The organism is Roseburia sp. MSJ-14, assembly GCF_018918225.1.
Taxonomy (GTDB): Bacteria; Bacillota; Clostridia; order Lachnospirales; family Lachnospiraceae; genus Petralouisia.
In genome coordinates this window covers 1-13,247 of the sequence record NZ_JAHLQD010000056.1, presented here as the reverse complement: position 1 = coordinate 13,247, position 13,247 = coordinate 1, and the positions used below count along the sequence as shown (strand labels likewise).

The 13,247-nt window shown below is 31.7% G+C and carries 10 protein-coding genes; all 10 read left to right on the top strand.

All coding sequences use genetic code 11. From position 1 onward, the window contains the following. The first annotated feature begins 6 nt into the window (after positions 1-6). The 10 genes from KQI83_RS15630 to KQI83_RS15585 all read left to right on the top strand — a co-directional run bounded on the left by KQI83_RS15630 (position 7) and on the right by KQI83_RS15585 (position 12,691). Positions 7-1,983, top strand: coding sequence for an LlaJI family restriction endonuclease (locus tag KQI83_RS15630; RefSeq protein WP_216559969.1), 1,977 nt, complete (start codon positions 7-9; stop codon positions 1,981-1,983). An 88-nt stretch (positions 1,984-2,071) separates the two neighbouring features. Then, on the top strand, positions 2,072-2,506 hold the full coding sequence (locus KQI83_RS15625; protein ID WP_216559966.1) for a very short patch repair endonuclease: 435 nt from the start codon (positions 2,072-2,074) through the stop codon (positions 2,504-2,506). A gap of 188 nt (positions 2,507-2,694) precedes the next feature. Then, positions 2,695-3,381, top strand: a complete 687-nt coding sequence (locus tag KQI83_RS15620; protein ID WP_216559964.1) for a hypothetical protein — start codon at positions 2,695-2,697, stop codon at positions 3,379-3,381. After that, entirely contained in the window at positions 3,378-5,708 is a 2,331-nt protein-coding gene (locus tag KQI83_RS15615; protein WP_216559962.1) for a DEAD/DEAH box helicase, read from the top strand. Before KQI83_RS15620 ends, KQI83_RS15615 begins: the two co-directional genes overlap by 4 nt. Before the next feature lie 79 nt (positions 5,709-5,787). Continuing rightward, positions 5,788-7,632, top strand: coding sequence for an AbiH family protein (locus KQI83_RS15610; protein ID WP_216559960.1), 1,845 nt, complete (start codon positions 5,788-5,790; stop codon positions 7,630-7,632). A gap of 370 nt (positions 7,633-8,002) precedes the next feature. After that, entirely contained in the window at positions 8,003-9,340 is a 1,338-nt protein-coding gene (locus KQI83_RS15605; protein WP_216559958.1) for an AAA family ATPase, read from the top strand. A 4-nt stretch (positions 9,341-9,344) separates the two neighbouring features. Beyond that, a complete protein-coding gene (locus tag KQI83_RS15600) occupies positions 9,345-10,256 on the top strand; it encodes a DUF4435 domain-containing protein (RefSeq protein WP_216559956.1) in 912 nt (303 codons plus the stop codon). 272 nt (positions 10,257-10,528) lie between these two features. Then, positions 10,529-11,113, top strand: coding sequence for a DUF6933 domain-containing protein (locus KQI83_RS15595; RefSeq protein ID WP_216559952.1), 585 nt, complete (start codon positions 10,529-10,531; stop codon positions 11,111-11,113). A gap of 127 nt (positions 11,114-11,240) precedes the next feature. Then, positions 11,241-11,642 (top strand): hypothetical protein, encoded by a 402-nt coding sequence (locus KQI83_RS15590; protein WP_216559950.1) that lies wholly within the window; start codon positions 11,241-11,243, stop codon positions 11,640-11,642. Positions 11,643-11,668: 26 nt separating this feature from the next. Further along, positions 11,669-12,691, top strand: a complete 1,023-nt coding sequence (locus KQI83_RS15585; protein WP_216559948.1) for a virulence RhuM family protein — start codon at positions 11,669-11,671, stop codon at positions 12,689-12,691. The last annotated feature ends 556 nt before the right edge of the window (positions 12,692-13,247 follow it).

The following is a 13,247-nucleotide window of genomic DNA, read 5'->3' as shown; positions in this document are numbered from 1 at the left end:
TACTGGATGATTTCTAAATATGTCAAAGAGCAGAAGCGGTATACTCAAGATGAACTTAGAAAAATATTTGAATGCACAGCTGATGAAACAGTGCAGATTATAAGAAAGTTAAAAGAGTATGGAATTGTTAAAAATGTTAAAAAAAGTGATAGGCAAAGTATGCTCTCTGACTTAGTTGAGGAAGATATCAGAGTAACAGATATCGAAAGTGGAGAGCGGGAATTATATTATGTGTTTTCATTTGTTGGAGTAATTGTTGTATATGGACGGGTATTAAAGTGTTATCCTAAATATATTAACTCTTGTGGCAGTCCAATAGCACAGATGAAGCAGATTATGCGTGTTTTGGAAAAATATAATTCAAAAGAGCAGGTAATAAAACTATATAATGAAAGTGATGATGGAGGATCGTTTAATTTATTGGCAGTAATGCTGTATTTGCTACAGGATTATTATGATAATGGAATATACGCTAATGATGTTGAGATTGTTGAAACTAATGGTACAGGAGAAATACTGTGGGACAGAACAATCAATGAAACATTTTCATATATATCAAATAACAGACCATATTATACTGAATTACAAACGAAAAAGCGGACTTCAGATGAATATGATTTTATCAGACGCTTACATGCCTGTGTACTGACTAAATTTTCAAAGGAACTTGAAGAATCCGATTTGCCGGAGTTGTTTAATATTGTGACAGTAGAGCTGGCGGAAGAACAGCTGGAAGATTTGGGCGATGAAGATTATATTTTATATAGGATACAAAATGAACTTAATGTGCAGTATAACACAAGAAAACAACTGGTGTTGAAGGCAATGTATGCGTATATTGCACAAAAAGCAAACTTTAATAACATTGACAGTTTTAGCATATATGGTACCAACAGCTTTAACTTAGTATGGGAAAAAGTATGTGCACAGAATTTTGGAAATGTTTTAAATGTAAAATTATCAGAGTTGCCACTTGGAGTCTGTGATGATTATAAAGAAAGTAAAGATAGTACTTTAATAGAAATAATTGACAGACCAGTATGGCATAAGACTTCAGATAATATTAGTGATGGGAAGCCAGATACACTAAGACCAGATTTGATTAGTATTTATGAGTGTGGTGATAGTGGAGAATATTGTTTTGGCATATATGATGCAAAGTATTATAACATTAATTTTCATAAGAATGCATCAGAATACAAAGTTATAGGACAGCCTGGAGTGGCGGATGTTACAAAGCAGTATTTATATCAGCTTGCGTACGATGATTTTATAACAAAGCAAGGATACAAATATGTGCAGAATATGTTTTTTTGCCCTGACGAATCTGGAGATAAAGAATATGGATGGGTGCAGATGGATATGCTGCATCAAATCGGAGACAAAAAATTAGAGAATGTAGCAGTTGTAAAGCTTTGTGCATCAGAAATGTATTCTTTATATTTGGCAGATCATATAGTAAATGAAAATGAGATGGACAAATATATTCCAGTAATTGGGCGACAGGAAGTAGATAGTCAAAATTTTGCAAATAGGATGATGGCATATCTTACAAGAATCACAACTGCCAGCAAATTGGCTGAAAAGAAACTGGAAATGAAATCGGACAGAGGCAGGCTTATATATCCAAAACAGATAAAAAGAGAGTTGGGTGCCAAAATTATATATGATGCTATATGCCCTGTTGCAAGTAATGCTTTTTATGGATTTAATCCATATGAAAAAGAAGACCATGAAAGTATGGTGGCAGAGGATATGGGAGATTCTTATAATCGTTGCAGTCAGATTGCGGATGCCTCTATTGAGATAGAAGAAATTATAAAAGATTTATCAGAAGCGGAGCTTAGAGATGAAAAAGTACTTAAAGTAGTACTTAAAAAATGCATTGAAAGTAAATCAGATATTAAATCTATGGCGGATGGAAAGTCGCTTGATATGCTGACAGATAAAATAATGGAACTTGTTAGAGATGTGTATTTATAGCGTGCAGTTATAGGTATAAATGCAGACAAGAAGCAAAGGAGAAAAGAACTGGAAAAGTTGATGAAAAACAGATTGTTGAGGTGATTTTGTGGCAGATGATTTAACAAAAGAACAGCGGCATAAAAATATGAAAAATATTCATGGGAAGGATACCAAAATAGAAGTTATATTAAGAAAGGCTTTATGGAACAAAGGATATCGGTATCGTAAGAATTATAAAAAACTTCCGGGAAGTCCAGATATCGTGCTGACAAAGTATAAGATAGCTATTTTTTGTGATGGAGAATTCTTTCATGGAAAAGATTGGGATACTTTAAAAAAGAGACTTGAAAAGAGTAACAATAGTGAGTACTGGATTAGCAAGATATCCCGTAACAAAGAGCGGGATGATGAGATAAATAAGAAATTGGACTTTGAGGGCTGGACTGTAATCCGGTTTTGGGGTGAAGACATAAAGAAACATACAGATGAGTGTGTGAAGGTTGTGGAAGAGACAATTTTGAATTTGAAAATTTCTGTCTAAAACATAGTAGACTTTGCCTGTGTTTTAGAATTTGGGGAGAACATACAGTAAAATTAAAGAACTGTTGTATTATGAAGGATGCATATGTAATACAAGTAGAGTGATCAATAATAAAAATCGAAGAAGAGATGCAGAATTTTATTATATAGCTGTAGAATGTTTGTACTGAAGATTGGAGGTTGCACGTTTTGAAAGTTTTGGAATGCAAAAAGATAGATGTTAAGAATTACAATAGCATTACATATATAAGAATAGAACCAGAAGATTTCTCAATAACAATACGAGATATTATAACAGCACTTTCTGATTTGTCGTGGATTACCAAGTTTGATCAGTCATATATTCGTAATAGCTTTTTGAAACGAGCGGAAGATACGGCGGAGTATTTAGCAAGTAAAATATTGAAAGATGATGGAGACAAGATAACAGAGGACTCGGGGGAGTATGTTGTTTCTGAATTGGCAAGAGAAGCATTAGTAGCTGAATTAAAATATCTTGACATTCCTTTAGCAGAATTATTTAAAGAACAAGTGTCAGGTAATCCGGGATTTGATTTTTATTCTGCAAATAAAGACAAGGTTATTATTTTTGGAGAAGCTAAATATAGTTCAAGCAGAAATGCTTATGGTATTGGGATGGAACAAGTAGATAGATTTATAAGAGAAGGTCAGGATGTATCAGATTTAAACGATATAGATAAATTTTTTGAAGAAGAATCATTGCAGTTAGCAGATAAGGGAGATAAAGCATATGCTGTTGCGTTTGCTGCTAAGGGGACAGCATCAGATATGATAATAAATGGAATTGTCAGTAACAAACATTATAAGAATATTGCAATCAATAAAGAGGTTATTTTTTTGGCGGTGAATGTATGAATGATTTAATTAAGAAAATAAAAAATGGGGATGATATATCAAAGATAATACAATATGTCATACATGATATTTATGAAAATGGACCAATTGATGGAACTAGTATGGAAATACTATGTTATTTATCAATTTATCAGCCGCAAGAGTTTGAAAAATGGAAGAACAGAATTTTAAAATATATGGGAGTATACTATAAGAAAATAAAAACAGAATTCTTTCCAGAAATTGTTTTTGGTATGTACGAAAAACATATAGAAGAAACCTTTAATAATAGTTATACTCCTGTTCAGGCAAATATGGTAAGTGAGATAGAAGAAAATAAATGTTTTAGTTTTTCAGCTCCCACAAGTACGGGAAAATCATATGTATTTCGTCATTTAATTAGAAATTCAAAAAATGATATTGTCGTAGTTGTACCTTCACGTGCATTAATAAATGAATATTTCAATACTTTATGTGATGCTATTACAGATAAAAGTGTTAATATTCTTACATTTATTGATAAGATTAACATTAAAAGGGCAAAGAGAAATATTTTTATCGTTACGCCTGAAAGGTGTAAGGAATTGTTTAAACAAAAGGAAGAATTTAATATTGATATTTTTTTATTTGATGAGGCACAATTAAGCAATGAAGAATCGTCGAGAGGTATTTTTTTTGATAGCATAGTTAGGCGTGCTCAAAAGGCATTCCCTAATGCAAAATTTGTATTTGCGCATCCTTTTGTGGAAAATCCTGAGGCACAGATTGACAAAAATCATTTTGATATAAGTGATTCTGTTGCAAAATGTTATAAATATAGAAATGTGGGACAAATATTTTACGCAGTAGATGGGAATAAATACTACCACTTTGGGATCGATAAAGAAATTATGGGAAGGCATAAGTTGATATGCGAGTTTGATCCAGTAGAAACAGCAATAAACGATGGTGGAAGTGTTTTGGTATATACCACCAAAACAAGTATATACAATAAGAAAGTGTTCTCTAAGTTTGAAAAATACATTAACTTGTGTCCGGAAATAGATGATGAAGATGCAAAAAAATATATAAAGCAAATAAAAAAATATATTGGAGCAAATGATAAAGTTGGTGGAGAGAGATATTCTCAGATGGTTGATTTGATGAAACATGGAATTGTAATCCATCATGGATCATTACCTTTACAAGCTAGATTAATATTAGAAAAATTCACTAATGCTGGATATTGTAAAATCTGTTTTGCCACATCAACTTTGGAACAAGGGATTAATATGCCGTTTGATGTTGTTTACCTTAACACATTTGAAGCTAGTAAACCATTATCATTAAAAAATTTGATAGGTAGAGCAGGACGTTCAACATTGAAACAAAAATTTGATTTTGGCAGTATTGTTGTTAAAAAAAGCAACATGTCTGAATTGAGGAAAATTATTAATTCACCAGATATGCTTGAAAATGTTTCGATGCTTGATTCAGAGGTGGAAGATGATTTAAAGGAATTTAAAGATGCTATTATAAATGGTACTATTTCAGATGAGTATAATATTTCAGAAAAACAGTTAAATAAACTACGTGATGAAAATTCAGAGAACATTATTAAAAATATATTGGATACAATGTTTAAACATGATGATTTGATAAGTCTTAATTCCATTAATGAGGATCAGGAATGCAAATTATCATTATATGAGTATTTTGAACAGTTGTATGAATACTATCTTGGCAGGATATTGAATAACGGCGAAAAGAATGTTTTTAATACAGCAATCAAAATTTTACTTTGGCAAATCCATTGTAAGTCATTTAAAGATATATGCTTTTATAGGTATTCATATGCAAGTAAAAAGCAAGAGAGGGAACAATTACAAAAAGAAATTAAATTTGGAAATGAATTTGAAAGTTATATAGCAAATTTAAAATTACAACATTTACAGGCACAGTTTGTGGCTGGTTATGCAGAGATTCCAAATAAAAATCTTCAAGTATTTAGTATGTTTGGAAATAATGAAACAAAAGCTATAGATGTTGATTATGACAGAATAGTATTTGATACATATGACTATTTGGATAAAATAATAGGCTTTAAATTAAGTGATATATTTTATGCGGCATTCAATGAATATTTTGAAAAAACAGATGATTTAAGAGCAAAGAGAATGGCTCAATTAGTTAAGTATGGAACAGAAGACGAAAAGGAAATAATGATGCTTAGATATGGTTTTTCTTTTGACGATATTGAATGGCTGGAACCATATATTAAAACAATTAATCAAGAAGAAATCATATTTAGTAGAAAAATCGAAAAACTTCCGATTGAAAAAATGAATGTGATAAAGAGATTTATTTGACAGGTTTCTTATGAGAGAGAGTTACTTTATTTAATAGTCTCATCGATAGATTAAGATTAGTTACAGAAAGAGGTATTTAATGAAAACACTGGTTTTAGGAAATGGTTTTGATATAGATCATGAGCTGCCAACTAAATATAAGGATTTTCTTTGCTTTGTTGAGGTAATAAAGGAGATTCAAATTTTAGAAGAAAAAGGAGATTCTTCATCATATATTTTGGACACTGAATTAAAAAAGTATGTATATAATTTGCTTTATTTAGATGATAAGAAGAAAACTAAATTTGAGGTTTTATCATTGCTCGAATCAAATGTTTGGATAGATTACTTTTTGAATGTCAAAGGTGAATTTGGGGAAAATTGGATAGATTTTGAAGCGGAGATATCTCATGTTGTTCAGGAATTAGAAAATGTTAAAGATTATGTTATTGATGAAATGAGGAAAGGTGTAAAAGTTACTGATGTTCCTGATTTTATGAAAAAAAGGTTGGACAAGTTGTCTCCGAATGCAGTAGGTATATATAAGGATGGTAATGAAAGGGAGATGTATGATTTTATTTCAAAATGGGTAAACGATTTAAAAAGAATGATACATCTGTTAGAGATATATCTTGATGATTATGTACAGAAGATTAAAATAGCGTGCTTTTCACCAGATATTTATGAATTAAACCCGGACAGGGTAATTTCATTTAATTATACAAATACATACGAAAAAATTTACTCATATAAGAGAAATGGTATTAAATATAACTACATTCATGGAAAATCATCAAGCGATAGTTCTGTAGATACTTGTAATATGGTATTGGGTATAGACGAGTATCTGGATAATGATAGGCGGAATCAAAAGACAGAATTTATTCAGTTTAAGAAGTATTTTCAAAGAATTCATAAAAAGACGGATTGTGAATATGTGTATTGGTTTGATAAGGAGTTAAGGACAGAAAAAAGTGAAAAGAATCGTGAAGAGGTATTTATTTTTGGTCATTCATTAGATATTACGGATGGAGATGTATTGTCAACAATAATAAACTGTCCTAATACATATGTTACTATATTTTATCATGATGATGTAGATTATGGAAAACAGATTACTAATTTAGTTTCTTTGCTGGGACAAGATATCATGCTTAGTAAGGTTTATGGAAAGAATCCAAGTATTATTTTTAAACATCAACAAGAACATAGGCTGATATCTAATAGTGAGTTTGAGGTAGCCTCTGATATGTATAAGTTGAGAAACTTATATGAATATAATAATGTGCAGGCACAAGAAATCGTTAATGGTGTGATTAATAAGATTGAGAATTGTAATATTTCTTATTTTGAGAACCAAAAAAATGTTGTAAATATGTACGATATATTACAAGAACTGGGATTGGCAGAAGAAAATAGAAGCAAATTATTGTCCTTCGCTAAAGTTATTTATGATGATAAACTCCTTGGACAAAAGGTTCATATTGATGCATCGCAGTGGGAATATGAGGATTATGATGGGCATTACTATTGCGATAGTAAAACAGAAAAATTTATAAATGAAATAAATGAATATAATTTGGAACAATATGAGAAATATGTATTCCCTATACAGAACGAAAGCGATGAAGAGGAAATGTATTTGCTATATCCCAATAAAGTAAAAGATGGATATTCAATTGATGATTATGAGAAAACATTTCAATATGCCCTGAACAAAATAAATTCTACAGCAACAGATACGAGAAAAGTATTGAATGCTTTGTGTACAATTGCACTGCATTTAGACAGTGAAGATGTTAAGAAGTTTTATCGTGCTAAAAAGAAAAGCTCAAAGAATCCGATACTTCAGTCTAGAATAAATTATATTATGTCATGTTATGAAGAAGATTTGTATATGGAGTATCAAGCGAGACAATATGAAGAGAGCGTGAACGACGATTAGTTGGCATATGATATAAGTAACCATCGAAGGCAAATATTCTTAAGGTATATGATGAAATGGACAAAAAACAGATTTTTGGCACAAAGGAAATAGCAAAATACTAGACTAATCGCCATCTACAGCAAAAGTAGTGATGGTAAAACTCAGAGATAAGGGAAATAATGATACTAACTATAGGTACGGTTAATCTGAAAGTTTAAATTTCAGTGCAGAATTAAATTGGGGAGGGATAATTTACTTTTATATTTTAAAATTGACAATTATAGAAATTACTATGATTGATAGACTATTATTATGTATAATATAGTATATTAGATAGAGTTAGACAAAGAACTTTTTATAAAAATCTTGATATTATGGAGGAAGAAAAATGGTTGTTGATTTATCTAATTTGGAAGATAAGAAGATTATGGATATTAAATTAAAATCGGTAGAAGTCAAACGAGATTATTCACTAAATAATACATTAAAAGTTCATTTTTCAGATTATAATATTTCTGTTATTTATGGAGAAAATGGGTGTGGAAAAACAACAATTTTACGACTGATTAATGCATTTTTAGCTCAAAATGATAGTGTCCTTAGTCAAGAAAAAGTGCTGTTGATGTCAATGACATATCAATTTGAAGGTGTAGAGACGAAAGTGCTTGTTGAAAAAAAAGAACGGACAGAAAACATAAAAGATGAAGACGGTAATATAATGGAGCAGGTTTCAATATATTATGATTGGAGTGATTATCGCAAATCAGCATTGGTTGGGATGTCAAGTATTTTGTTCGGTGTTAATAGAGGAATTACAAATAATTCACATATATCAGAAGAGGAGATTTATGACAGCATATTTAGGTCTAGATATAGGGAGAAGTTTGACGGAAGTAATGACTTAATGATGTTTTGCCATATGTTAAGTCGGAGTTTAAATATGAATCAAAGGAGAAGAAGAGGAAGAAGAATTAAGGATAGTTTGGATTTGTCATCACCTGTTCTAAATATAGATTCAGTATCTATGGATGTTATTGAAGAATTGTTAGTTGAAAGGTATGGAAGAGCTAAGATGATGTCTAACGATAAAGTGCGAAAAGCATTATTTGATACTTTGGCGGATGCGTGTAATTCATTAGATGATATCGAAATTACAGAGGCTGAGTATCATAAAATATTATTAATGAACAAAGATAGATTGATTTTGGCACTAAGCTCGGGTTCTACAAACACTCTTAGCGAACGAATTGTTGAAATATTAAGGAATGTTGATGAGTATGGTTCAGTCTCCGAAAACAGTGAGAATCCATTATTAAAAAAACTTATTGTTAATATGTCGAATGAATTAAACCAGGAATCAGAATATATACAGGCTGTAAATAGATTAGAGGAGATTTTTAACGAATATATAGGTCCGGATAAATATTTACAAATTACGGAAGAAGGAGCAATCGTGAGATTTCATTCTTCTGAAGAAACTCATAAAATTGGGGCTTTATCAAGTGGGGAGAGACATCTTTTGGTTTTGTTAACGATTTTTGTGATTGAAGGTAATAGAAGACATTTATTTATGGTTGACGAACCAGAAATTTCGCTTAATATGATTTGGCAACGTAAATTATTACCGCTATTGAGCGAACTAGCTCCAAATGCAGAAATTATTGTGGCATCACATAGTCCATCTATTGCAAAGGAAAATTCTAATTACTTGGTTGAATTGAGGTAGGATTATGAAAAACGATTTAGAGGAAACCGTAATTGCTGCATTTATGTGTAAGCAACCTGTTATTCTTGTAGAGGGACAAGATGATATTAAGTTTTATGATAATATTGCTTCATTAAAGAGATTGTCGGTTGGAGTACAAGCGATTGAAACGATAGATGGTTATTCAGAGGGCTGTGAGCAAGTATGCAATGCAATGGATGAAGTTGCGTCTTTAATCCAGAAGGACAATAGACTAAAAAAGTATGTTGTAGGTATAATAGATAGAGATGTAAGACAATATTTAAATAATCTTCCTGTGAAGGAAAATTTATTAGTGCTTAAATATTATTCTTATGAAACACATCTAATTACTGACACAACGATTAAAAGTCTATTGGAACAATTGACAAAGATACCAGGATCATTGATAACACATGAAGTTGTGGATTGGATTAAGCAGGATTTCGAGAGTCAATTGAATGAATTATACTATTTTTCGCTTGAAGCATTAAAGAAGATGTGTGACAATTCTTATCAAGCTGACATAACTTATGGACTAGATGGGGGTGCAGTAATAGGAAAGTCAAAACAGTATAAATGGAGTTTGATTGAAACGAAAACGAGCGATTTGGATCAATTTGCAATAGTACATGGTATTTCAAAGAGTGATTTGAAATATATCGCAAAAGGTAAATGGCTTCTTGCAACTTGGTGTGATTATTTGATAAAAAAAGCAAAAGTTTTACATTCTTTATGTGGAATACAAATACCTCAATGTGAATACTGTAAAGCTGGACAAACCAATAAATGTCTATGGAAAAAAAGTAGCAGTTTTCAGGTTGTTGAAGTCGAAAGTTTGCTTTATACACAACAATTTATTGATCTGAACGAGGTGAATTATATTTGGAAATATATGAAAGATAAACTGGCCTGCTAATTTACATAAAAGTAATTTATGGTGATGAATGTAGCACAACACTGGGGGGAGGTTCAAAAGCATGGACATGAGTAAAAAAGATTAGAAACTATTTCAAGATAAATTATCGGGTTGGCAGGAAAAATACATTGAAGGTCTTGTCAAAGGGTATATGAACTTTCCGAATGATGATACACAAAGTATGCATCAGAGAAATTCTAGAAATTGGAAAAGGCAGATAAAAAAGATAGGCGTCATCAGGGAGTTATCACAGAGATGAGCAGGTGATACATATGGAGATTGGTGCAACAAAAGCAGTTCAAGATCGACTAAAAACAACAAAGATTGAAGAAAGCAAAGGTGCTTCACTTGTGTTCTGCTGGGACACACATTTGACGAAAATAAGAGGAAGAAATGTCTTGTTTATTGTGAATGCCAGTAATCGTTATGCAATAGCAATGACAGATATTGAACCAAGAAACTGGAATTACTATACAATGTATATCCGCAGTGTGATTCATGGCGTGATGCAGGAAATGGGATATTCCGAGGATCAGATAGGGCAGTATTTTAAAATGTCAGGCGATACAACTGTAACAAAAACTCATGGTAGGAAATCGGTTGGTGGCATTAACAGAATGGTAATGGATGCACAGTATTTTGGTAAGAAGCTGGAGAAAGAAGCAAAGTATCAATGGGAACTTAGTGAGTATCTGAACAGAGATATCTGCCAGCCAGAGGGATTTGATGCATATGGATATCCGAGTGAACTTTTTAAATTAGACATGGAACGACTAGGGATAGCTACTAAGAGAAAGCCGGCAAAGGTAATTGATTTTACCAGGTACATAGATACTAATCGCAATACTAACCATTAGCGCAAAAGAATTGTAAAAGCAATTGTTTGGGCATAAGAAGTTAGTTTGCAATGACAAAAAGCAAGATATATAAAATAATTCGTCGCTAAAAAGGCGACGAAAAAAGCGACGGAAAAGTAGAACATTCATGAGCATAACATTTGAAATAGTCAAATTTAAAAAGCCAACAAAAGATGATTTGGGATTCCCTAAAGAGGCAGTAAGTAATGGAGATGTTCGCATTATAAAATCCAACTCCAGATATATTACTATTTCTTATGGCGACAAATCAAAGGAGATAGAAAAAGGCAGACTTGAAAAATATAAGGTGATGGTTCAAACAAAATGTGTTGTTTTGAAGATTAAGGCTTTATGGAACAGCAGTGAAAATAATTTATATGGTATAGATAAAAAGAAAGCTATAAAGTGTATACCAGATATTGAAGATTATGAATATGTTCCAGTTAATAATAGTATGCTGGCAAAAGCAGAAATTCCCTTCTTGATATTTGAAAGAAACCGGGGAAAATGTTTTATAGAGATGTATTGATAGAATCTAGAGAAAGGAACACTTTTATGAGCAAAGAATTACAGATAAGAAATAGCACTGTTGATTTCTTGGTTTTCACACGAGATGCAGGAGAAGACGGAATAGAAGTCAGGGTTCAGAATGGCGATGTATGGCTTACGCAGAAAGCAATTTCGCAGCTTTTTGATGTAGATAGAAGTGTGATTACAAAACATCTGAGCAATATTTTTAAAGAGGGAGAATTAAATGAAAATTCAACTTGTGCAAATTTTGCACAAGTTGCTGATAATGGAAAAACATACAACTACAAATTTTATTCATTAGCTGCAATTATTGCTGTGGGCTATCGCATTAATTCAGAGCGGGCAATGCAGTTTAGAACATGGGCAACAAAGGTATTGGATACATTTACAAAGCAGGGTTATGTTCTTGATAAAAGCAGATTGATTAATGGACAGATTTTCGACGAAGATTATTTTGAACATCTTATTGCTGAGATTCAGGAAATCAGGGCAAGTGAGAGAAGATTTTACCAGAAAATCACAGATATATATGCAACAGCAGTTGATTATGATAAGAATTCACAGATGACAAGAGAGTTTTATGCAACAGTTCAGAATAAGATGCATTATGCAGTTCATGGTAATACAGCGGCAGAAGTGATAGTGGCAAGAGCTGATCATAATAAGGAACATATGGGACTTAAATCATGGAAAAATGCGCCTGATGGTAAAATAGTAAAAACAGATGTGTCAATTGCAAAAAACTACTTGGAAAAAGAAGAACTTGCAGAACTAAATGAGATTGTGACAATGTATCTTGATTATGCAACAAGACAGGCACGAAGACATATTCCTATGACTATGGAAGATTGGAAAACAAAGCTTGACGCATTTCTTAGATTTAATGATGCGGATGTACTTCAGGATAAAGGAAAAGTAACAGCAGCTATTGCAAAGGAATTTGCAGAAAGTGAGTTTGAGAAATACAGAGTTATACAAGATTCACTATATGAAAGTGACTTTGATAAATTGATGAATGATATGGAAAAGAATGATGCTATCCATTAGTACCACAAAACTTTTTCTTGCAGAAATATTTGTTGGAGCTTATAATTTTCATAGGTGGACAAGCAAACCGACAGAATATTATTTTGTGAATAGTAAACAAACCTGCAAGCCACCGGAACTACACACAATAATGAAAAAATGCAATGGTACTGGATTGGTACTAAAAATATGTGAAACGAAAAATAACGTGTGGAAAAGGTGTAAGTTATCAATACAAAATAGTATAGATAACTGCGTTATAATAACCTGAATCAAACCAAACTCTGCGAGTTTGAGTGATGTAAAAACAGCGGGAAGCTAGTATTTATGCAGCTTCCCGTTTTTTGTGCTTGCAAAATGCTTGCAGTTTCTTGATATAATTAAATAGTAGAATAAGGAATATATCTATAGAAATTAGGTCTTGAAGATGAATGAAAAATCATTTTCAAGACTTTTTTAATTTATAGGAAATTTCTCAAATCGTCAGAAATAGTGTATAATGAACTAGAAATAAAAAATGACATGACAAAAGAGCGAATGGTGGATTCGCCATGACGTTGTTTATGAAGTTTTTTGT

Coding starts and splice junctions, on each gene's coding strand:
- KQI83_RS15610 (WP_216559960.1), top strand. CDS start 5,788: ATGAAAACACTGGTTTTAGGAAATGGTTTTGATATAGATCATGAGCTG.
- KQI83_RS15630 (WP_216559969.1), top strand. CDS start 7: ATGATTTCTAAATATGTCAAAGAGCAGAAGCGGTATACTCAAGATGAA.
- KQI83_RS15590 (WP_216559950.1), top strand. CDS start 11,241: ATGAGCATAACATTTGAAATAGTCAAATTTAAAAAGCCAACAAAAGAT.
- KQI83_RS15605 (WP_216559958.1), top strand. CDS start 8,003: ATGGTTGTTGATTTATCTAATTTGGAAGATAAGAAGATTATGGATATT.
- KQI83_RS15615 (WP_216559962.1), top strand. CDS start 3,378: ATGAATGATTTAATTAAGAAAATAAAAAATGGGGATGATATATCAAAG.
- KQI83_RS15600 (WP_216559956.1), top strand. CDS start 9,345: ATGAAAAACGATTTAGAGGAAACCGTAATTGCTGCATTTATGTGTAAG.
- KQI83_RS15585 (WP_216559948.1), top strand. CDS start 11,669: ATGAGCAAAGAATTACAGATAAGAAATAGCACTGTTGATTTCTTGGTT.
- KQI83_RS15595 (WP_216559952.1), top strand. CDS start 10,529: ATGGAGATTGGTGCAACAAAAGCAGTTCAAGATCGACTAAAAACAACA.